The following is a 21066-nucleotide window of genomic DNA, read 5'->3' on the forward strand; positions in this document are numbered from 1 at the left end:
GCCCGGCCGGAGTGACCCCCGATGAGCCTGTCCGCCTCCATGTCCAACGCCCTCAGCGGTCTCGGCGCGGCCTCCCGCATGGCCGAGGTGGTCTCGTCCAACCTCGCCAATGCACTGACCGACGGCTATGCGCGGCGCATCGTCCAGATCTCGTCGCAGGATATCGGCGGACGCGGCGGCGGCGTACGCGTCGACGGGGTGATCCGCATCGTGGATCGCGGCCTGCTGGCCGATCGCCGGCTCGCCGACGCCGCCCTGGCCCGCGACGACCGGATGGCGGCGGCCTTCTCGCGGCTGGAGCAGGTCGCAGGCCGGGCGGACTCGCCCGACAGCCTCGCCGGGCGCATCGTCCGCCTCGAGGGGACGCTGGTCGCGGCTTCCAGCGACCCGTCCTCCGCCGTCCGGCTCGAGGACGTGCTGGCCGCGCTCGATTCGGTCACCGAGGGGTTCGCCGCCGAATCCCGCGCGATCACCGGCATGCGCAACGATGCCGAGGCGGCGATCGCCGCCGATGTCGAGGCGCTCGACCGCGCTCTGGGCGGCATCCACCGGCTCAACGAGGACATCTCCCGCGCGCTCACGGGCGGGCAGGACGCGACGGCCCTGATGGATGCCCGCCAGCTTCTCATCGACGAGGTCTCGTCCATCGTCCCGGTCCGCACGCTGGACCGGCCGGGCGGCAAGCTGGCCGTTCTGTCCACGTCCGGCGCGGTCCTGGTGGATTCCCGTCCCGCCGAGATCGGCTTCACCCCGGCCAACGTGATCGTCCCCGGCATGACCTATGCCGGCGGCCAGCTGCAGGGGCTGACCTTCAACGGCGACCCGGTCTCTCCCTCCAACGGCTTCGCCAGGCTGGACGGCGGCTCGCTGGGGGCGGCCTTCCGCCTGCGGGACGAGGTGCTGCCGGCGCAGCAGCGCGACCTCGACGCGCGGGCCGCCGACCTGATCGCGCGGTTCGAGGATGCGGCCGTCGACCCCACCTGGTCCCCGGGTGCGACCGGCCTTCTGACCGATGGCGGCGGGCCGCTCGATACATCCGACATCACCGGCCTTGCCGCCAGGATGGGCGTCAGCGCCGCCATCGATCCGGCCGCGGGCGGGGCCCTCTGGCGGCTGCGGGACGGGACCGCCGCCTCCACCCGGGCCCGGTCGGAAACGGCACGCAGATCGACAGGTGGGGCGCGGCCCTCGCCGCGGATCGCCCGCTTCTCACCGGCGGCATGGCCCGGGGCGCCGCAGGCCACGCCTCCGACCGCGTGACCCTGATCGGCGGCGCTCGCGCGGCCGCCGAGGACCGGCAGGCCTTCACCGCCGCCCGCCATGCCGCCTTCCGATCCTCCGAGCTCGCCCTCGGCGTCGACAGCGATGCCGAGCTGCAGAACCTGATGCTTCTGGAACAGGCCTATGCCGCCAATGCCAAGGTGATCGAGGCGGTGGACGGTCTGCTGCAACGCCTGCTGGAGATGTAGTCCATGACCTCCGCCAGTTTCCGCACGATCGGCGATCTCAGCCAGCTCCTCGCCACCCGCAGCCAGAACGTCATGCTGAAGGAAAGGCTCTACCGCCTGACGAACGAGCTCTCGACCGGCCAGGTCTCGGATCTCTCCCGGCATCTCGGCCGCGACACCTCCCGGCTGGCCGAGCTGGACCGGTCGCTCTCGCTCAGCGGCGCGCATCGCCGCTCGGCCCTCTCGGCAGGGGGCATGCTCGCAACGATGCAGCAGGCCCTGGACGGCCTGCAGGACCTGCAATCCGACCTCGCCAACCAGACCTCGGGCATCCCGCTCGGCGGCACCACGGCCGATGTGGCCAATGCCGGGACGGCCGCGCGGGACGGGTTCTCGCGGATCGTGCAGGTGCTGAACACCAGCTATGGCGGCACCACGCTGTTCGCGGGAATCGCGACCGACGGGCGTGCCGTCGCCGCGTCGGAGACGATGCTCGCGGCGCTGCAGGCAGCCGCGAGCGGCGTCACCGACGCCGCGGGGCTGCAGGCGGCGGTCGACGCCTGGTTCGATACGCCCGGCGGCGGGTTCGAGGTCGCGGGCTATGTCGGCGATTCCGGACCCGGCCGGATCACCCGTCCGATCGATGCCGGAGAGAGCGTCGCGATCGAGGCGCGCGCCGACGACCCCGCCTTCCGGGACGTGATGAAGGCCGTGGCCCTCGTTGCCCTGGCCGCCGATCCCACGCTCGGTCTCGACCTCTCGGCCCGAAAGGACGCGATGGGCGCCGCCTCGCAGCGCCTCTATTCCACACCGTCCGGGATCCTCGCCATCCAGTCCGCCCTCGGCCTCGCCGAGAACCGGGTCGAGGACGCGGTGGTCCGCCATGGCGGCCGGGCGGTGACGCTCGGCATCCTGCGTAACGAGATGGTGGGCGCCGATCCCTACGAGACCGCCTCACAATTGCAGGAGGTCGAGACATTGCTGCAGACGCACTACACGGTGACCGCGCGGCTCTCGAACCTCTCTCTCGCGAAGTACCTCCGATGACCCGCCTCCTGCCGTCCCTCCTGCTCTGCCTGGCCGCCACGCTCGCCGCCGCGGCCGCCGCGGCGACCCCGATCCGGCTCAAGGACCTCGTCGAGTTCGATGGCGTCCGCTCGAACGAGCTCGTCGGCTACGGGCTGGTGGTGGGGCTGAACGGCACGGGGGACGGGCTGCGCAACGCGCCCTTCACCGAGGAGATCATGTCCAACATGCTCGAGCGGCTCGGCGTCAACGTCACGGGCGAGCAGTTCCGCCCGCGCAACGTGGCGGCCGTCCTCGTCACCGCCCGGCTGCCCCCCTTCGCGCGGGCGGGATCCCCCGTCGACGTCACCGTCTCGGCCATCGGCGACGCGACCTCGCTGCTCGGGGGCACCTTGGTGATGACGCCGCTCAACGCCGCCGACGGGGAGATCTACGCCGTGGCGCAGGGCACCATCATCGCCGGCGGCATTGCCGCCGAGGGCGAGGCGGCGAGCGTGACGATGGGCGTGCCGACCTCGGGCTCGATCCCCGCGGGCGCGACGGTCGAGCGCGAGGTGGCCTTCGACCTCGGCGACCTGTCGACCGTGCGGCTGGCGCTCCGCAGCCCGGACTTCACCACGGCCGGCCGGATCGAGCAGGCGATCAACGCCGATTTCGGGCGCGCCGTGGCGGTGATGACCGATGCGGGCACCGTCGCGGTCGATATCGCCCGCACCGACATGCCCTCACCCGCGCACGCGATCGGACGGATCGAGAACATCCTCGTCGAGCCCGAGCGGCGGGCCCGGGTCGTCGTGGACCAGCGCTCCGGCACGATCGTGATGGGCGAGGACGTTCGGATCAGCCGGGTCGCGGTCAGCCAGGGCAACCTGACGATCCGCATCGAGGAGGCGCCGGCCGTCGTGCAGCCGAATCCCTTCTCGCCGGGCGAGACCGTCGTGGTGCCCCGGACCGAGACCGGGATCACGCTGGATCCCGGCACCGGCCTCGCCGAAGTCGGCGAGGGGACCTCGCTGTCGGAGGTCGTGGCCGGGCTCAACGCCCTCGGCGTCGCGCCCTACGACATGATCGACATCCTCAAGAGCATCCGGGCCGCCGGTGCCCTGCATGCCGAGTTCATCGTGCGGTAGATGTCGGTTCCCCGAGGATCCTCCGGACGCGCTGGCAGCGGATCGCGCCCGTTCGTGGTTCCCCCCGCAGGCCCGACCGCCACGTGGCCCTTGCCGGGATCCCCGACGGCGAGGGCCCGGGGACCGGACGGCTGGGCGCCCTACCCGTTGGACGGCGGCATGGCCCGGCGCTGGCGGGCGCGCTTCAGTCCCAGATGCCGCTCCCGCAGGATGATGAGGACCCCGGCCGCCACGACGATCCCCGCGCCGACCAGCATCGTGCCGGTCGGCACTTCGGAGAAGACGAGATACCCGACGAGGATCGAAAGCAGCATCGAGGTGTACTCGAACGGGGCGACCAGCGAGGCGTCGGCATGGCGGTAGGACGAGGTGAGCAGGATCTGCCCCACCCCGCCCGCGATCCCGGCGAGGACGAGCATCGCGGCCTCGCCCGGCCCGGGCAAGACCCAGCCCCAGACCAGCGTGATCAGCGACAGGCCGGTCGCGGTGACCGAGAAGTAGAACACGATCGCCGCGGTCGATTCCGTCGAGACCAGGCGCCGGACGAAGACTTGCGCGAGGGCGGCGAAGACCGCCCCGCCGAGGACGACCACCGCGCCGAGCAACTGACCCTCGTCCGGTTCGGCGCCCACCGAGAAGCGCGGCGAGAGGACGATCAACACCCCGACCAGCCCCAGCCCCACCGCGGAAAGCCGGAAGAGACGCACCTCCTCGCCGAGGAACATCGCGGCGAAGACCACGACGAGCAGCGGCGCGGCATAGCCGATCGCCGTGACCTCCGGCAGCGGCAGGAGGCCGAGCCCGGCGAAGGTCAGCCCCATCGCCACCGTCCCGACCAGGCCGCGCCAGAGATGCCCCATCGGATTGGTCGTCCGCAGTCCGACCGAGAGCTCGCCCCGGAGGGCCAGCCAGACGACGATGACCGGGATCGCGAAGGCGGAGCGGAAGAACACCGCCTGGCCCGGCGGGACATGGTCCGAGGCCGCCTTGATCAGCGACGCCATGGCGACGAAGATGCAGACGGACAGGATCTTGAGGGCGATGCCGCGGAGCGGGTTCATCCCCCCTGCCTACGCCCGGGCGGCGCAGGGCGAAAGTCCTATCCCCCGGCGCGCCGCACGATCGCGGCGGCGGACAGGCTGCCGTAATGGGCGACCACCTCGACCGGGACGCCGAGGGCCCGCAGGGCGGCGACCTCGGCCGCCTCGGCCTCGCGGCCGGCCCGGCGCAGGATCACCGCGCGGATCCGGCCCGGCGCGGCCTCGGCCACACGGCGGTAGATATGGGCGTCGTGCTGTCCGGTATCGCCGATCAGGACGAAGGGCAGGCCGGGATTGGCGTCCAGCACCGTGCCGATCGCGGCCCCCTTGTGCCCCAGATGCGCCGCCGCGCCCTGCCGCGTCACCGACAGGCCGTAATCGCGCAGGAAGAGCGGGCCGCGCGGCACGCCGGCGCGGTCGAACAGCGAGAGAAGGAAGTGGTGCAGGTTCCAAGGCGAGGAGCTGACGTAGAAGACGGGATTGACGCCCCCGCCCGACAGCCGCTCGAGCAGCGCGACCGCGTCGTCGAACACCTCGCGCGTGTCGAGCGAGCCGGTGAAGGTCGTCCACAGGTTGCGCGCCAGAGACCAGGCCCCGGTTCGGATCACCGTATCGTCGATGTCGGACACGATGCCGTACTCCGCCCCCGGCGCGGGAACGCGGACCGGGCAGTCGACCGCCGCGCCCCCCTCCGGCGCCACCTCCACCTCCGCCCAGCCCGTGGCGGGCCGCATCGGGATCTCGAGCTGGAAATACCCCTCGGGATCGCTCCGCGTAGCGACGCCGAAGGCGGAGGCGCGGATCTCGGCCCCCGCGATCTCGTGGGTGAGGAACAGGGCCGCCATCTGCCGCAGCCGACGGATCGGCCCATGGCCGGCGCGCGGTTCGCTGCGCCGCAGGGCGCGCAGCACGCGACCCCGGACGATCATCCCGTCCGGGGTCGCGTAGCCGAGATAGGGCTCGATCACCGGCGCGCCGAGCGGGGCGCGGGCGGCCCGGTAGGTCAGCCGGTCGACCGCCTGCGCGATCCGGGCCAGCCGGCTCATTCGGGGACTGCCATCGACGCCTCGTCCGCTGCGCCCGGCGACCCCGGGCCCGTCACTCGGCCGGGGCGATCTCGACGATGGCACCGTCCGGCGCCGGCGCGTCGATCAGGACGAGCAGCGTTCCGTCCGCCGCCTGCACCACGTCGCGGGCCCGGCCGGGCACCGATACCCTCTCCTCGCCCGAGACGCGACCCTCGTCGTTCAGCTCCAGCCGGACGATGTCCTGGGTGACGAGGCCGGTTCCGATCACGTCGCCGTTCCAGTCGAAGGCGTCGCCGTCATATACGATCATGCCGCCCGGCGCGATGACAGGGTCCCAGTAGTAGACGGGCTGTTCCATCCCCTCCTGCGCGGCCTCGCCGCTGCCGACCTCCGAGCCGTCGTAGTTGATCCCGTAGGAGATGACGGGCCATCCGTAGTTCAGGCCGGCCTCGGGGCGGTTCAGCTCGTCGCCGCCGGCGGGGCCGTGCTCGATGATCCACAGATCGCCGTTGCCGTCCACGGCCGCGCCCTGGATGTTGCGGTGCCCGAAGGACCAGATCGTGTCGATCCCGTCTTCCCCGACGAAGGGATTGTCCTCGGGGGCCGAGCCGTCGAGGGCGTTCACCCGGACGATCTTGCCGTAGGTGGTCGAGAGATCCTGGGCGAGCTGGCGGTTCTCGACGGTGAAATGCTCGCCCGTGGTAATCCAGACGTTGTCGGTCCCGGGCTCGAAGGCGAGGCGGCTGCCGTAATGCATGTAGGTCTGCGAGGGCGGTTCCTGCACGAAGATCTCGGTGACCTCCGACAGCGCGGTGCCGTCCTCGGACAGGATCGCGGTGGCGGCCGCGGTCGCGGTGCCACCATCGACGGGCTTGGCATAGGTCATCCAGACGCGGCGCGTCTCGGCGAAATCGTCACGCACGGCCACGTCGAGCAGGCCGCCCTGCTCCTGCGCGTCCACCTCGGGCACGCCCGAGATCGGCTCGCCGAGCGTGCCGTCGGCCGAGACCATGCGCAGGGTCCCGGGCCGCTCGGTGACGAGGAAGCCGCCATCGGGCAACGCCTCGATCCCCCAGGGCGTGTCGAGGCCGGCGACCCAGGTCTCCACCTGTGTCGCGGTCGGCGACAGGGCCGGCGCGTCGGTCTGGTTCTCGAAGGCGGGGGCGAAGGTGGCGTTCGGCTCCCCCTCCGACACCTGGGCGAAGGCGAGGCTCGGCAGCGCGAGGAGAGCGAGGGCGGGGCGGATCGGATGGGTCATCGGAGGGCCTTTTCTGTTGGCTCGGCGAAGGATCGGCTCGCCGGACCAATGCCTCCCGCGCGCCTGCGTTCCCCGCGGGCGCCCCGCCCGGCGATCACGCCTTCGCCAGCCGCGCCACCGCCCAGCGCGCGGCGTCGTCCACCGCCGCGTCCGCCGCCCCGACATGCGCCGCCGCCGCCGGCACCAGCTCGGCCCGGCCCGAATTGCCGATCGCGTAGAGCACGTTCCGCCGGAAGCGCTCGACCCCGATCCGCTTGATCGCGCTGCCCGAGAATCGCGCGCGGAAGGCGGCATCGTCCAGCGCCACCAGCTCGGCCAGGTCGGGGGCCCCGCCGGCCCGCAGGTAGCGCGTCTCGCGCGCCTGGGCCGCGAACTTGTTCCAGGGGCAGATCGCGAGGCAATCGTCGCAGCCGTAGATCCGGTTGCCCATCAGGGCGCGCAGCTCCTCGTCCACGGGGCCGTCATGCTCGATCGTCAGGTACGAGATGCAGCGCCGCGGATCGAGGCGGAAGGGCGCGGGAAAGGCGTTCGTCGGACAGATGTCGAGGCAACGGGTGCAGCTTCCGCAATGCTCCGTCTCCGGCGGGTCGGGCGGCAGCTCGATCGTGGTGAAGATCGCGCCGAGGAAGACCCAGTTGCCGAAATCCCGGCTCAGCAGGTTCGTGTGCTTGCCCTGCCAGCCGAGGCCGGCCGCCTGGGCGAGCGGCTTCTCCATCACCGGCGCGGTGTCGACGAAGACCTTGATCTCCTCGCCCGGGCAGCGCTCCAGCAGCCAGCGCCCGACGCGCTTCAGCCGCTTCTTGACGAGGTCGTGGTAATCCCGCCCCTGCGCGTAGACGCTGATCGCGCCCTTCTCGGGCCGGTCCAGCACCGCCATCGGATCGTGCTCGGGCCTGTAGCTCTCGGCCAGCATCACCACCGACCGCGCCGCGGGCCAGAGAGCGGCGGCATCCCCCCGCCAGTGCATCCGCTCGGCCATCCAGCCCATCTGCCCGTGCAGCCCCGCCCCGACGAAGGCGGCGAGCCGCTCGGCCGTCTCCGGCGCGGCATCGGGGTGGCAGATCCCGGCCGAGACGAAGCCCGCGGCGCGCGCCTCCGCCACCAACGCCCGTTTCAGCTCCTCGGGTGTCAGACGCGCGCCTCCCTGCTCTTATCTTGCTGCAAATACTCCGGCAGGCCGGTCCCGCCTGCGCGACGTCTCAGAAGTCGAGATCCGCGTAATGCGGCGGCGGCTGGAAGCCCGGCACCTGGTCGGCGAGGATCTTGCGGAAGGCGGGGCGCGACTTGATCTTGGCGTACCAGTCCTTGACCGTCGCCGAGCGGTTCCAGTCCACGTCCGAGATGTAGTCGAGGCACGAGAGGTGCGCCGCGGCGGTGAAATCGGCGAGGGACATCTCGCCGCCGGCCAGCCAGCGCCGCTGGTCCAGCAGCTCGGCCATGTAGTCGAGATGGAGCTTGATCGCCTTCAACCCCGACTTGACGTTCTCGCTGACCGGGTAGCCCGTGCCCTGCACCTTGCGGAAGACCCGCTCGCCCAGCAGCTTTTCGGTCACCTCGCGGTAGAACTTGTCGTCGAACCAGCCGTTCAGGCGCCGCACCTCGTAGCGCTTCTCGATGCTCTGCGGCATCAGCGGCGGGTCGGGATGCAGGTCCTCCAGATATTCGCAGATCGCCGCGCTTTCGGCATAGAAGCCGTTCTGGGTGCGCAGGACCGGGATCTTGCCGGCCGGGTTGCGGCGCAGCATGTCGGGCTCCGGCTCCCAGTAGCGGACCTCCTGCAGGTCGAACTCCACCCGCTTCTCGGCGAGGACGAGCCGGACCTTCCGGCTGAACGGCGAGAGCGGGTAGTGGTAGAGGCGGTACATCGGCGACATCCTCGGGAAGGCTGCCCCCTGATGCCGGAAGGCCGCGCCTCGTTCAAGGCGAGGGGGGCTCAGCCGGCGAAGCAGGCGTCGCGGCCATCGGCCAGGATCGTGGCGGCGCCCCCCTCGATCGACCGGGCGCGGCGGCGCACGAAATCGGACGGGCTCGCGGCCGAGCGTCCCTGCGGGTCGGGCAGGATCGCGGCGAGCAGCGCGGCCTGCGGCGCCGTCAGGTCCGCGGCCGAGGTTCCGAAATAGTGCCGGGCCGCCGCCTCCACCCCGAAGACGCCGGTGTCGAATTCGGCCACGTTGAGATAGACCTCGAGGATCCGCCGCTTGGGCCAGACCAGCTCGACCGCGGGGGTGATCGCCGCCTCGAGCGCCTTTCGCAGCCAGGACCGGCCATGCCAGAGGAAGACGTTCTTGACCGTCTGCTGGCTGATGGTCGAGGCGCCGCGATCGCCGCCTGCCGCCATCGCGGCGCGGATCGCGTCGAGATCCAGCCCCCAGTGCAGGCAGAAATTCGCGTCCTCCGCCGCGACGGCGGCGCGCGCCATGACGGGGGCGATCTCCTCCATCGGCACCCAGTCCCGGTCGAGCCGCCCGTGCAGGCCGTATTGCTGCGCCATGTAGATCGTGCCGGGCGGGTTCACGACCGCGTAGAGCGCGATCAGCGCCAGCAGCAGGGCCACGGCCGCCAGAACGGCGCGCCGCAGCCATCTGCCCAGCCAGCGCAGCGGCCTGACCCTGCGCCGCGGCCTCTCCGCCTCTGTCTTCCGTCGTGCCATGCCCCGCGATGTGCCGCAGCCCGCGCGGGGCGGTCAAACGAAAACGGGCCGGGATCGTGCCCGGCCCGTCAGGGGAGTCGCGGCAGTGCCTATTCCGCCGGGATCGCCGTCTCCTCGATGCCGAGGGGGACCGGGATGTGGGGCAGCATCTCCTTCGGGCAGACCTGCACGAAATGCGCGATCTCGCTGTCCCAATGGGTCAGGATCTCGCCCGCGCGGCGCGAGCCCGTCTCCTCGGCATGGCGCTGGACGAGGCGGTGCAGCTCGCCCTCCCAGTGATCGACCGTGACCGGGCAGGCGACGATCGATTCCATGTTCATCATGTCCCGGGCGGTGCCGTCGGGGTCGTAGATATAGGCCATGCCGCCCGTCATCCCGGCCCCGAAATTGGCCCCGATGGAGCCCAGGATCACCGCGACGCCGCCGGTCATGTACTCGCACCCGTTCGAGCCGCAGCCCTCGATCACCACCTTCGCGCCCGAGTTGCGGACGGCGAAACGCTCGCCCGCGCGGCCGGCGGCGAAGAGGAAGCCATCCGTCGCGCCGTAGAGCACGGTGTTGCCAATGATGACGTTGTCCGCCGCGACGAGGGGCGAGGCCATGGGCGGGCGGACCACGATGGTGCCCCCGCTCAGGCCCTTGCCGACATAGTCGTTGCTGTCGCCCGACACCTCGATCTTCATCCCCGGGGCGAGGAAGGCGCCGAGCGATTGACCGGCGGATCCCTTCAGCTTCACCGTCAGGTGGTCGGGCTGCAGCTGGTTCCGCATCCCGAACTTCTGGACGATGTGGCTCGACGTCCGGGTGCCGATGGTCCGCAGCGTGTTCTGCACCGCGTATTCCAGCTGCATCTTCTCGCCATCGTTGAGGAAGCGCGCGGCGTCCTCGACGATCTTGGCGTCCAGCGTGTCGAGCACGTCGTTGCGCGGCTTGTTCCGGTCGTAGCGGATCGTCTTGGCCCCATCGACCGTGATGAGCAGCGGGTTGAGGTCGAGATCGTCGAGATGGGCCGACCCGCGGCTGACCTGCGTCAGCAGATCCGCCCGGCCGATCACCTCGTCGAGGCTGCGCGCGCCGATGGAGGCGAGGATCTCGCGCACCTCGGTCGCGTAGAAGGTGATGAGGTTCACCACCTTGTCCGCGTTGCCGGTGAACTTGGCCCGCAGCCGCTCGTCCTGGGTGCAGACCCCCACCGGGCAGGTGTTGGACTGGCACTGGCGGACCATGATGCAGCCCATGGCGATCAGCGCGGCGGTGCCGATGCCGTATTCCTCGGCGCCCATCATCGCCGCCATGACGATGTCGCGCCCGGTGCGCAGGCCCCCGTCGGTACGCAGCGTGACCCGGCCCCGCAGGTTGTTCATCGCGAGGACCTGGTGCGCCTCGGTCAGGCCCATCTCCCAGGGCAGGCCGGCATACTTGATGCTGGTCGCGGGGCTGGCCCCGGTGCCGCCGTTATGGCCCGAGATCAGGATCACGTCGGCCTTCGCCTTCGCCACGCCGGCCGCGATCGTGCCCACGCCGGAGGAGGCGACGAGCTTCACCGTCACCTTGCAGCGCGGGTTGATCTGCTTGAGGTCGTAGATCAGCTGCGCGAGATCCTCGATCGAGTAGATGTCGTGGTGCGGCGGCGGCGAGATCAGCGTCACGCCCGGCGTCGAGTGGCGCAGCCGCGCGATCAGCTTCGTCACCTTCATGCCGGGCAGCTGGCCGCCCTCGCCGGGCTTGGCGCCCTGCGCGACCTTGATCTCCAGTTCCTCGCACTGGTTGAGGTATTCGGCCGTGACGCCGAAGCGCCCGGAGGCCACCTGCTTGATCTTGGCGGACGGGTTGTCGCCGTTCGCCTCGGGCGTGAAATGCGCCGGATCCTCGCCGCCCTCGCCGCTGTCGGATTTCGCGCCGATCCGGTTCATCGCGACGTTGAGCGTCTTGTGCGCCTCGGGCGACAGCGCGCCGAGCGACATGCCCGGCGTCACGAACCGCTTGCGGATCGAGGTGATGCTCTCGACCTCCTCGATCGGGACGGGCGATCCCATCGGCTTGATCGCCAAGAGGTCGCGCAGGTGGATCGGCGGGTTGGCCTGCAGCTGCCTGGAGTAGGCCTGCCACATCTCGTAGGACGCCCGGTCGCAGGCGGCCTGCAGCATGTGCATGGTCGTCGCCTCCCAGGCGTGCTTCTCGCCCGAGCGGCGGGCCTTGTAGAAGCCGCCGATCGGCAGCACGTCGGTGCCCTGCCGCCAGCCCTTCTCGTGGACCTCCTCCAGCTTCTTCTGGATGCCGGTCAGGCCGATGCCGGAAATGCGCGAATGCATGCCGGGGAAGTATTCGGCGCACATCGCGCGGGAGAGGCCGACCGCCTCGAAATTGAGGCCGCCGCGATAGGACGAGATGACCGAGATCCCCATCTTGGACATGATCTTCAGCAGGCCCGCGTCGATGGCGGCGCGATAGCGGCGCGTCGCCTCGATCAGCGGTCCCTCGATCAGGCCGCGCCGCACGCGGTCGGCGATGCTGTCCTGCGCGAGATAGGCGTTCACCGTCGTCGCGCCGGAGGAGATGAGCACCGCGAAGTAATGCGGATCGATGCATTCGGCGGAACGGACGTTGATCGAGCAGAAGGTCCGCAGGCCCTTGCGCGTCAACCAGCTGTGCACCGCCGAGGTTGCGAGGATCATCGGCATCGGCACCTTGTCGACGCCCTGGTCCTGATCGGTCAGCACGATGTGCCCCGCGCCCGAGCGCACGGCATCCTCCGCCTCGGCCCGGATCCGCTCCAGTCCCTGTTTCAGCGCGTCAGGCGCGCCGCCGGCGGGGAAGGTGCAGTCGATCCAGGCGACCTGGTCGCCGAACTGCGCCGTCATCACCTCGAACTCGGCATTGGCGACGAAGGGGCTCTCCAGCACGAGGATCTCGGTCTGGGCGGAGCTTTCGTCGAGCACGTTCTTGAGGTTGCCGAACCGGGTCTTGAGGCTCATCACGCGGTTCTCGCGCAGGCTGTCGATGGGCGGGTTCGTGACCTGGCTGAAGTTCTGCCGGAAGAAATGCGACAGCGGCCGATACTGCGCGGACAGCACGGCCGAGGGCGTGTCGTCGCCCATCGAGGCGAGGGCCTCCTTGCCGTCCTCGGCCATCGGGGCGAGGATCTGCTCCAGCTCCTCCAGCGAGTAGCCGGCCGCGACCTGCCGACGACGCAGCTCGTCGCCCTCGTGGATCGCGGTCTCGGGCACGTCGCGCAGGATCTCGTTCAGGTCCACGACCTTCTCGATCCAGTCACCGAAGGGCTGGGCGGCGGCCAGCTTGTCCTTCATCTCGGCGTCGTGGAAGAGGCGGCCCTCCTTCATGTCGACGGCGATCATCTGGCCGGGGCCGAGGGCGCCCTTCTCGACCACGGTCTTCTCGTCGACCGGGACCATGCCGATCTCGGACCCCGCGATCAGCAGGTTGTCCCCCGTCACGACGTAGCGCATGGGCCGCAGGCCGTTGCGGTCGAGACCGCCGCAGACCCAGCGCCCGTCGGTCATGGCGAGCGCGGCGGGGCCGTCCCACGGCTCCATCACCGCGTTGCAATAGGCGTACATGTCCTGCCACGGCTGCGGCATCTCGACCGCCTGCTTGGACCAGGCCTCGGGCACCAGCATCGTCTTGGCCATCGGGGCGGTCCGGCCGGCGCGGACCAGCACCTCGAACACGCTGTCCAGCGCCGCCGAATCCGAGCTGCCCAGCGCGACGATCGGCTTGATGTCCTCGGCATGCTCTCCGAACGTGCCGGAGGCCATGCGGATCTCGTGGCTCTTCATCCAGTTCAGGTTGCCCTTCAGCGTGTTGATCTCGCCGTTATGGGCGAGCATGCGGAAGGGCTGCGCCAGCCACCATTGCGGGAAGGTGTTGGTCGAGTAGCGCTGGTGGTAGATCGCGAAGGACGACACGAAGCGCTCGTCCTTCAGGTCCGGATAGAACTCGGCCACGTCCTGGGCGAGGAACATGCCCTTGTAGATGATCGACCGGCAGGACAGCGAGGCGAGGTAGAGCACGCCGACCTGCGCCGCAGCGGCCGCCTTTTCGATCCGGCGGCGGATGATGTAGAGCTCGCGCTCGAAGGCTTCCTCGTCGATGTCCTTCTCGCAGCGGATCAGGATCTGCTCGATCTCGGGCCGGGTCGCGTTCGCCTTCTCGCCGAGGACGTCGATGTTCACCGGCACGTGCCGCCAGCCGTAGATGTAGTGGCCCATCCGCAGGACCTCGGTCTCGACGATGGTGCGGCAGGTCTCCTGCGCGCCGAAATCGTTGCGCGGCAGGAAGACCTGGCCGACCGCGATCATCCGGCCCTCGATCGGCTCGTGCCCGGTGCGGCGGATCTGGTCGTCGAAGAACGGGACGGGGATCTGGACGTGGATGCCGGCACCGTCGCCGGTCTTGCCGTCGGCATCGACCGCGCCGCGATGCCAGACCGCCTTGAGCGCCTGGATCCCCTTCTCGACCACCCCGCGCGAGGGGGTGCCGTCGATGCTGACGATGAGGCCGACCCCGCAGGAGGCATGCTCGTCATCCTCGCGGAACAGCGAATTCTCGGCCATCCACTTGCGCTTCGCCTCTTCGGCGGCGGCCCAGGCCTGGTCGTAGGTGGTCATGGCGGGACTCCTTGTGGAAAGGGGCGGCCTCAGCCGCCGCAGCCGAATTGCGGGATGATGGACATGTGCCCGTCCTCGCCGGGGGCGGCGAAGGCGCGGGGCGTGGCGTCGGTCTCGAAGCTGCCCTGATCGGGGTAGTCGAAGCGGGCGGTGCCGCTGGCGAGGATGCCGAAGGCCGGGATGTAGTATTCCGTCCCCTCGGCGGACATCGTGACGGTGTCGTTCTGGCTCGCCTCGATGCCGAAGGTCGCCTCGAGCATCTCGACCCCGCCGACCTTCACGCTCGCTCCGGTCAGGCGGTCATGGCCGCGGTAGCGGGTGCGGCCGAACTCGGCGCTGTCCATCTCGAAGTCGAAGGTGTCCTCGCCGTTGGCAAGGACCGCGACCTGGTCGATCGGGTCGGCGGCGCCGGGCACCAGCGTCTCGCGGCCGGTCGGCCAGTCCTGCTCGAGCCATTGCCAGGCGCGCGTCAGGACACCCGCGGCGATCAGCCCGGTCGCCCCGTGCGAGACGAAGCGCAGATGCTCGGGATTCTCGCCCGCGCAGTCGAAATAGCTGGTCACGGTGCAATCGGCCTGCTGGACCGTGACGATCCCCTCGCAGGCGGCGGGCAGCGGGAAGGTCTGCGCGAGCGCGGGGAAGGGGGCGAGGGCGAACAGAAGGGCGAGACGCATCAGAAATCCTCCCGTGGCGGTGGACCGGCATGGCGGGGATGATCCCCGGCGAAGGCGAAGCTGTCGGGTTTCTCGGCGGCGAAGATCTCGTGCCGCACCGTCAGGCCGTTCGCATCGTCGAACAGGCCGATGGGCACCTCGTAATCGCCGGCCCCGTCGATCCCCTTGTCCCAGCGGTACCAGAGCGGCGAGCCGCACTCGGCGCAGCGCGCACGCGTCGCCCAGCCGGAGGTGCGGCGCGGGGCGACGGGCCCCGTCGCCTCCATCGCCGACTGCGGCACCGAGACGGCGATCATCGGCCCGCCGGACCAGCGCTGGCATTGCCGGCAATGGCAGATGCCGAAAGCGCCGAGCTCCGCCGCGCGAAAGGTCACGGCCCCGCAGAGGCAGCGTCCCGTCCTCACGGCGCGGCCCCCGCATCCGGGACGTGGCGGTTCGCGGCCTCGTACTCGGCCTGCGTCAGCCGCCGGTGATCGCCCGGCAGGCGCAGGGCGTGCCAGGCGCGGTCGACGTAGTTCTCGCTCCTCAGCGGCCAGTCCCGCGTTGCCGGGAACAGACCGGCGGTGAACTCGTAGGGGCTGCCCTCTTCGGCATCGCGCATCCACAGGCCGGTGCCGCAGCTGTCGCACCAGGCCCGCTCGGAGAAGTCGGTCGGGCGGCGCGTCCGCACCGGGCCCTCCACCGACACGCCGTCCGGGGCCGCCTCGAACCCGACCTGCACGCTGCCCGTCCAGGTCCGGCAATAGCCGCAATGGCAGGCCCAGAGACGCGGCTGCGCCGGGACGGCCGCGATCGTGACGGCACCGCAGAGGCAGGCCCCCCGGATCGCGGACTCCCCTGCCCCGTCCATCAGAGCTCCTGTCCGCAGCCGTAGATCGGCGCGGGAGAGAGGAAGCCGGGCTCGCCCGGCTCGATGAAGGCGACGGGGCTGTCGTCGCTCTCGAAGCTGCCCTCGGGCGAGACGTAGGTGGACTGACCCGACAGGAACATCCGCCAGTCCCGGCTGATGTATTCGTTGCCCGCGCTCGACCACAGGATCTCGCCTTCCGAATCGAAGGCGGTGATGTCGTAATCGGTCCGGTCCAGCGTGACGCCGTCGATCTCCACGCTCTCGCCGGTCAGGCGGTCGGTGCCGACATAGCGCGTGACCTCGCCCGCATCGTTCGTGGTGGTGAAGTCGTAATCGCTCACCCCTTCCTCAAGCAGCGAGGTGAACGAGGCGGGGCGGTCGACCTCCTCCGACAGGTATTCGGTGGTGCCCGACAGCAGGTGGAAACTCTCGACCCACTGCGTCTCGGAATCGATGGCGCCGAAATAGGTGATGCCGCTCTGATCCATGTCGATCCGGCGCTGCCACCCCTCGGGGTCGTCCTCGCAGGTGAAATGATGGCTCACCCGGCAGGACATCGCCTGCACGGTCAGGTAGGCGGTGCAGCCCTGCGGGATCTCCACCTGCTGGGCGAAGGCGGGCAGCGGCAGCACGGCGAGGGCGAGAAGAAGACGCATGGGTCAGAGTCTCTCGTTCGGAAGGGGAAGGGGCACGGCGAAGGACATCAGCGCCCCGCAATCGTGGCGCGGGCTCTCGGCCAGGAAGCCGGGTTCGCCGGGGCGGGCGATCTCCATCGGGGAGCGGTCGTCCTGCCATTCCTCGGACCCGGTCTGCAGGGTCGAGGTGCCCGAGATGAAGGTCCGCCAGTCGCGCTGGATCCATTCGTTGCCGGACGAGGACCAAAGGAAGGCGCCGGTATCGGCATCGGTCGCGGTGATGCTGAATTCGGTCTGTTCGAGCGTCACACCGTCGATCACACGGCTCTCGCCCGTCAGCAGATCGATTCCGGTGAAGCGGGTACGGTAGCCGGCATCGTCGATCGTGACGAAATCGTAATCGTCCCGGTTCGTCGCGAGTAGCGCGCTGAACGAGGCAGGATCCGTCCCGCCCTCCAGCTCCTCGACGCGGCCGGCCTCCAGGTGGTGGCTCTCGACCCACTGCGTCTCGGCGTCGATCCGGCCGTAGAAGGTCGGCCCGTCCTCGCCCAGATCGACCCGCCACTGCATCCCGGGCGCGTCCCCCGCGCAGGTATAGAGGTGGCTGACGATGCAGGCGCGCTTCTGGATCGTGGCATAGGCGGTGCAGCCCTGCGGCAGGGCATAGTCCGCCCAGGCGCCGCCGGGCGCGACCAGGGCGAGGGTCAGGGCGAGGCGCCGCATCATTCCGCCGCGACGGCCGCCGCCTCGGCCCCGGTGCCGAGATAGTCCAGGATCGCGGCGGCCGAATCGCGACCGTCGCGGATCGCCCAGACGACGAGGGACGCGCCGCGCACGATGTCGCCCACGGCATAGACCCCGTCCAGCGAGGTGCGGCCCGTCACCGCCTCGGCCCGGATGGTGCCCCAGCGGGTCACTTCCAGCCCGTCCACGCCCCAGAGCTTCGGCAGGTCCTCGGGCTCGAAGCCCAGCGCCTTGATGACCAGGTCGGCCTCGGCGAGGTACTCCGCCCCCTCGATGATCTCGGGCATGCGGCGGCCCGTGGCGTCGGGCTGGCCGAGGCGCATCCGGCTGATCTCGACCCCCCGCACCTGCGTGCCGTCCACCTCGAAGCCGAGCGGGGCCGAGAGCCACGAGAACTCGACGCCCTCCTCCTCGGCATTGGCGACTTCGCGCTGGCTGCCCGGCATGTTGTCGCGGTCGCGGCGATAGAGGCAGGTGACGCTGGTCGCGCCCTGACGGATCGCGGTGCGCAGGCAGTCCATCGCGGTATCGCCGCCGCCGATCACCACAACCTTCTTGCCGGCCGCGTTCAGCTCGCCGCTGTCGAACTCCTCGACCTCGTCGCCGAAGCTCTTGCGGTTCGACGCGGTGAGGAAGTCGAGCGCGCGGACGATCCCGCCGGCATCGGATTCCGGCAGCTCGCGGCTCTTGTAGACGCCGGTGGCGATCAGCACCGCGTCGTGCTTGCCCCGGATCGCGTCGAACGAGATGTCCTCGCCCACGTTGCAGTTCAGCACGAACTCGACGCCCGATTGCGCCAGCTGGTCGACGCGGCGCTCGACCACGTCCTTCTCGAGCTTGAAGCCGGGGATGCCGTAGACCATCAGCCCGCCGGCGCGGTCGTAGCGGTCGTAGACGATGACCTGCACGCCGGCCCGGCGCAGCATGTCGGCCGCGGCGAGGCCGCCGGGGCCCGCCCCGATGATGCCGACGCTCTCGGCCCGCTCTTCCGCCGGCCGGAACGGCTGGACCCAGCCCTTCTCCCATGCGGTGTCGGTGATGTACTTCTCGACCGCGCCGATGGTGACGGTGCCGTGGCCCGATTGCTCGATCACGCAATTGCCTTCGCAGAGCCGGTCCTGCGGGCAGATGCGGCCGCAGATCTCGGGGAAGGTATTGGTGGACTGGCTGATCTCGTAGGCCTCGCGCAGGCGGCCCGCGGCGGTCATCCGCAACCAGTCGGGGATGTTGTTGTGCAGCGGGCAATGCGTCTGGCAGTAGGGCACGCCGCATTGCGAGCAACGGCTCGACTGCTCCGCCGCCTTGGCCTCGGCGAACTCGCGGTAGATCTCGTCGAAATCCGCGCGGCGCAGGTCCGCCGCGCGCTTCTCGGGCATGTCGCGCGAGACGCTGACGAACTTGAGCATCGGTTCCTTGGCCATGGGCGCCCCCTCATGTGTCGTGCGGGCGTGATAGACGAGGCCACGGCGCATGAAAAGTCATAAGTGCTGACCTAAATCGAGGTTTTTCGATGCTGGCCGCAAAATTCCGGCGCCAGTCACCCCGATATTAGGTCCGGTTCGATTCACATATCCCCTCTGGCCCCTGCAAACCAGGGGACTAGGGTGCGCGCGAATCGCGCGGAGCCGTGTCATGCCTCTCTTCCACCTCGTCCTCGTGGCCCTCATCCAGGGGATCACGGAGTTCCTTCCCGTCTCTTCCTCGGGGCACCTCATCCTGCTGCCCGCGCTCACCGGCCTGGACGACCAGGGGCTGGTGATCGACGTCGCCGCCCATGTCGGCACGCTGCTCGCCGTGATCCTGTTCTTCCGCCGCGACGTGGGCGAGGGGATCGCGGGGCTGCGCGACCTGGCCTCCGGGCGACGCGACACCTACGGCGCGCGGCTGGCGCTGGGGATCGTGGTCGCGACGATCCCGGTCGTTCTCGTCGGCTTCGTCCTCAGCGCGACGGGGCTGGAGGAGCATCTGCGCTCCACCGCCGTGATCGGCTGGACGATGCTGCTCTTCGGCCTCGTCCTCTACTGGGCGGATACCCGTTTTCCGGAAGGGCGGACCGCGCGGTCCTGGAGCCTGCGCCACGCGCTGGTCATGGGGCTGTGGCAGGTGCTGGCGCTGATCCCCGGCACGTCGCGGTCGGGCATCACGATCACCGGGGCCCGCACGCTGGGATTCGACCGGCGCGAGGCGGCGCGGCTGTCGATGCTGATGTCGATCCCGGTCATCGCCGCCTCGGGCCTGCTGCTCGGCCTCGACGTGGCGCGCACCGCCGATGCCGGGGTGGCGCGCGACGGCGCGATCGTGGCGGGACTGTCCTTCCTCTCCGCGCTGGCGGCGCTGGCGCTGATGATGCGCCTGCTGCGCAGCGTCAGCTACACGCCCTACGTGGTCTACCGCGTGATCCTGGGACTGATCCTGCTGGGGATCGCCTATCTCTGACGGTCAGGAGAACCCGGCGCGGCCCGACCCGCCGCCCCGGATGTTCTGCGCGCTCTGCTTGATGTCGGAATACTGGCCCGACGGACGGAAGCGCCACAGGTAATCCGCCAGCTCCGCCTCCATCGCGCGGGGCTGGATGCCGAGATCGGCAAAGCCCTTCGCGCCGTCGGCCACGACGTTGTCATGGTGCAGCTGCGCGACCTGGTCGGGCGTGATCGGCTGCGGGGAGAGGCCGAAGGTCATCACGTTGCCGACCTCCGCCACCCGGGCCATCAGTCCGGCGAGGCCGAAGGGCAGGTTCACCACCGCGCGCTTGCGGCGGATCACGTCCAGCATCTGCTCCATCAGCTCGCGGAACGTGTGCACGTCCGGTCCGCCCAGCTCGTAGACGCCGGAGGCGGCGGGATCGTCCACCGCCGCGACGACCGCGGCCGCCACGTCATCGACGAAGACGGGCTGGAACCGGGTCCGGCCGCCGACGACCGGAATCACCGGCGAGGTGCGGGCCATCCCGGCGAAGCGGTTGAAGAACTGGTCCTCCGGACCGTAGACGACCGAGGGCCGCAGGATGACGGCCCCGGGGAACGCGCCGCTCACCAGAGCCTCGCCCCGGGCCTTGGTCCGGGCGTATTCGCTCTTCCCGTCCGCATCCGCGCCGATGGCCGAGATGTGGACCAGCCGGCGCACGCCCTCTTCCGCCGCGATCCGCGCGACGCGGCCGGCGCCGTGCTGCTGCACCGCCTCGGCATCGTTGCGGCCGCGCGTGTCGAAGGTCCCGGCACAGTTCACCACCGCGTCCGCGCCGCGGATCGCCGCCCTCACGCTGTCGTCGTCGCGGATATTGGCGAAGACGGGCTCGACCTGCCCGACCACGCCGTAGGTCCGCAGGAAGAGCGCCTCGTTGGGATTGCGGCAGGCGGCGCGCACCCGCCACCCGTCCTTGGCGAGCCGGCGGGCGACGTAGCGGCCGACGAATCCCGATCCGCCGAAGATGGTGACGAGCTTTGCCATGGGCGTGATCCTGTTCGCGGGCTCCTGCGAGGGGGATGTAGCGCCCCCGCCCCCCTCGGGGCAATCCCCGCGGGACCGGGAAGGTGCCCGCCGGGCGCGGAACGCTGTTGACAGCCCCCGCGCGCTTCCTTAGATCGCCGCCTCACACGACCTGCCCAGGTGGTGGAATTGGTAGACGCGCTGGCTTCAGGTGCCAGTGTCCGAAAGGACGTGGAGGTTCGAGTCCTCTCCTGGGCACCACTCTCCCCGACATCCAATCCGTCCCGCACCATGCTTTCGCATGGCAGCCCGTGGCGTGCCGGCGATGCGTGCGCGGGCCTGTGCGCCGGGCCGGACCTGACCGAAAAGATAGGCCATTCCGCCTCGATTCGGCCATTCCGGCGCCACGCTCGACAGGCTGAGCAAACTTTCGGGCAGGTGGATTGATCCCTTATGGCGTACAGTCGCGCCTCTTGGTCGACATGGTTTCCGGAACGGACCGCCTGACCCGTCCAAAAGTACTGTCAAT

Annotated in this window: 19 protein-coding genes and 1 tRNA gene; 6 read left to right on the forward strand and 14 right to left on the reverse strand. The window is 70.2% G+C overall.

The annotated features are described in order from the left end of the window. The first annotated feature begins 21 nt into the window (after positions 1-21). The 4 genes from BUE30_RS11955 to BUE30_RS11965 are packed head-to-tail and all read left to right on the forward strand — an operon-like array spanning position 22 to position 3604. Positions 22-1260, forward strand: coding sequence for a FlgK family flagellar hook-associated protein (locus BUE30_RS11955; protein ID WP_083601370.1), 1239 nt, complete (start codon positions 22-24; stop codon positions 1258-1260). After that, positions 1257-1469, forward strand: coding sequence for a flagellar basal body rod C-terminal domain-containing protein (locus BUE30_RS17355; RefSeq protein WP_170865639.1), 213 nt, complete (start codon positions 1257-1259; stop codon positions 1467-1469). The genes BUE30_RS11955 and BUE30_RS17355 overlap by 4 nt, the downstream gene beginning before the upstream one ends. A gap of 3 nt (positions 1470-1472) precedes the next feature. Next, positions 1473-2495 carry a flagellin gene (locus BUE30_RS11960; RefSeq protein ID WP_073330800.1) on the forward strand — a complete coding sequence of 341 codons (1023 nt, stop codon included), beginning with the start codon at positions 1473-1475 and terminating at the stop codon, positions 2493-2495. Then, complete coding sequence (locus tag BUE30_RS11965) at positions 2492-3604, forward strand: flagellar basal body P-ring protein FlgI (protein ID WP_073330802.1); 1113 nt, start codon at positions 2492-2494, stop codon at positions 3602-3604. Before BUE30_RS11960 ends, BUE30_RS11965 begins: the two co-directional genes overlap by 4 nt. A 140-nt stretch (positions 3605-3744) precedes the next feature. On the opposite strand, the gene BUE30_RS11970 is transcribed toward BUE30_RS11965, so the two are convergent. The 13 genes from BUE30_RS11970 to BUE30_RS12030 all read right to left on the reverse strand — a co-directional run bounded on the left by BUE30_RS11970 (position 3745) and on the right by BUE30_RS12030 (position 18532). Continuing rightward, positions 3745-4665 carry a DMT family transporter gene (locus BUE30_RS11970; RefSeq protein WP_073330807.1) on the reverse strand — a complete coding sequence of 307 codons (921 nt, stop codon included), beginning with the start codon at positions 4663-4665 and terminating at the stop codon, positions 3745-3747. A gap of 38 nt (positions 4666-4703) precedes the next feature. Then, the gene (locus tag BUE30_RS11975; RefSeq protein ID WP_073330810.1) at positions 4704-5690 is read right to left on the reverse strand and encodes a phosphatase domain-containing protein; all 987 of its coding nucleotides are present in this window, start codon (positions 5688-5690) and stop codon (positions 4704-4706) included. 52 nt (positions 5691-5742) lie between these two features. Next, positions 5743-6930: a PQQ-dependent sugar dehydrogenase gene (locus BUE30_RS11980; RefSeq protein WP_073330813.1), complete on the reverse strand. Its 1188-nt coding sequence runs from the start codon at positions 6928-6930 to the stop codon at positions 5743-5745. Between the two features lie 94 nt (positions 6931-7024). Continuing rightward, positions 7025-8035: a tRNA epoxyqueuosine(34) reductase QueG gene (queG, locus tag BUE30_RS11985; protein WP_425303930.1), complete on the reverse strand. Its 1011-nt coding sequence runs from the start codon at positions 8033-8035 to the stop codon at positions 7025-7027. A 94-nt stretch (positions 8036-8129) separates the two neighbouring features. After that, positions 8130-8795, reverse strand: coding sequence for an FtsZ-binding protein FzlA (fzlA, locus tag BUE30_RS11990; RefSeq protein WP_073330818.1), 666 nt, complete (start codon positions 8793-8795; stop codon positions 8130-8132). 68 nt (positions 8796-8863) lie between these two features. Beyond that, entirely contained in the window at positions 8864-9580 is a 717-nt protein-coding gene (mtgA, locus tag BUE30_RS11995) for a monofunctional biosynthetic peptidoglycan transglycosylase (protein WP_073330821.1), read from the reverse strand. Positions 9581-9669: 89 nt separating this feature from the next. Beyond that, entirely contained in the window at positions 9670-14208 is a 4539-nt protein-coding gene (gltB, locus tag BUE30_RS12000; RefSeq protein WP_073330824.1) for a glutamate synthase large subunit, read from the reverse strand. A gap of 29 nt (positions 14209-14237) precedes the next feature. Continuing rightward, positions 14238-14882 (reverse strand): hypothetical protein, encoded by a 645-nt coding sequence (locus tag BUE30_RS12005; protein ID WP_073330827.1) that lies wholly within the window; start codon positions 14880-14882, stop codon positions 14238-14240. Then, a complete protein-coding gene (locus tag BUE30_RS12010; protein WP_073330830.1) occupies positions 14882-15286 on the reverse strand; it encodes a GFA family protein in 405 nt (134 codons plus the stop codon). Before BUE30_RS12010 ends, BUE30_RS12005 begins: the two co-directional genes overlap by 1 nt. Further along, positions 15283-15732 (reverse strand): GFA family protein, encoded by a 450-nt coding sequence (locus BUE30_RS12015; protein WP_073330832.1) that lies wholly within the window; start codon positions 15730-15732, stop codon positions 15283-15285. The genes BUE30_RS12010 and BUE30_RS12015 overlap by 4 nt, the downstream gene beginning before the upstream one ends. Beyond that, positions 15732-16388 (reverse strand): hypothetical protein, encoded by a 657-nt coding sequence (locus tag BUE30_RS12020; RefSeq protein ID WP_073330834.1) that lies wholly within the window; start codon positions 16386-16388, stop codon positions 15732-15734. The genes BUE30_RS12015 and BUE30_RS12020 overlap by 1 nt, the downstream gene beginning before the upstream one ends. Before the next feature lie 3 nt (positions 16389-16391). Beyond that, on the reverse strand, positions 16392-17093 hold the full coding sequence (locus tag BUE30_RS12025) for a hypothetical protein (RefSeq protein WP_073330836.1): 702 nt from the start codon (positions 17091-17093) through the stop codon (positions 16392-16394). After that, the gene (locus tag BUE30_RS12030) at positions 17090-18532 is read right to left on the reverse strand and encodes an NAD(P)-dependent oxidoreductase (RefSeq protein ID WP_073330838.1); all 1443 of its coding nucleotides are present in this window, start codon (positions 18530-18532) and stop codon (positions 17090-17092) included. The genes BUE30_RS12025 and BUE30_RS12030 overlap by 4 nt, the downstream gene beginning before the upstream one ends. A 211-nt stretch (positions 18533-18743) precedes the next feature. On the opposite strand from BUE30_RS12030, the gene BUE30_RS12035 reads away from it, so the two are divergent. Next, positions 18744-19547 carry an undecaprenyl-diphosphate phosphatase gene (locus BUE30_RS12035; RefSeq protein ID WP_073330842.1) on the forward strand — a complete coding sequence of 268 codons (804 nt, stop codon included), beginning with the start codon at positions 18744-18746 and terminating at the stop codon, positions 19545-19547. A gap of 3 nt (positions 19548-19550) precedes the next feature. On the opposite strand, the gene BUE30_RS12040 is transcribed toward BUE30_RS12035, so the two are convergent. Next, on the reverse strand, positions 19551-20558 hold the full coding sequence (locus tag BUE30_RS12040; RefSeq protein WP_073330845.1) for a complex I NDUFA9 subunit family protein: 1008 nt from the start codon (positions 20556-20558) through the stop codon (positions 19551-19553). A gap of 153 nt (positions 20559-20711) precedes the next feature. On the opposite strand from BUE30_RS12040, the gene BUE30_RS12045 reads away from it, so the two are divergent. Beyond that, a tRNA-Leu gene (locus BUE30_RS12045) sits at positions 20712-20798 on the forward strand. Positions 20799-21066: the final 268 nt, after the last annotated feature.

Origin of the sequence: Wenxinia saemankumensis (assembly GCF_900141735.1) — a bacterium.
Taxonomy (GTDB): Bacteria; Pseudomonadota; Alphaproteobacteria; order Rhodobacterales; family Rhodobacteraceae; genus Wenxinia; species Wenxinia saemankumensis.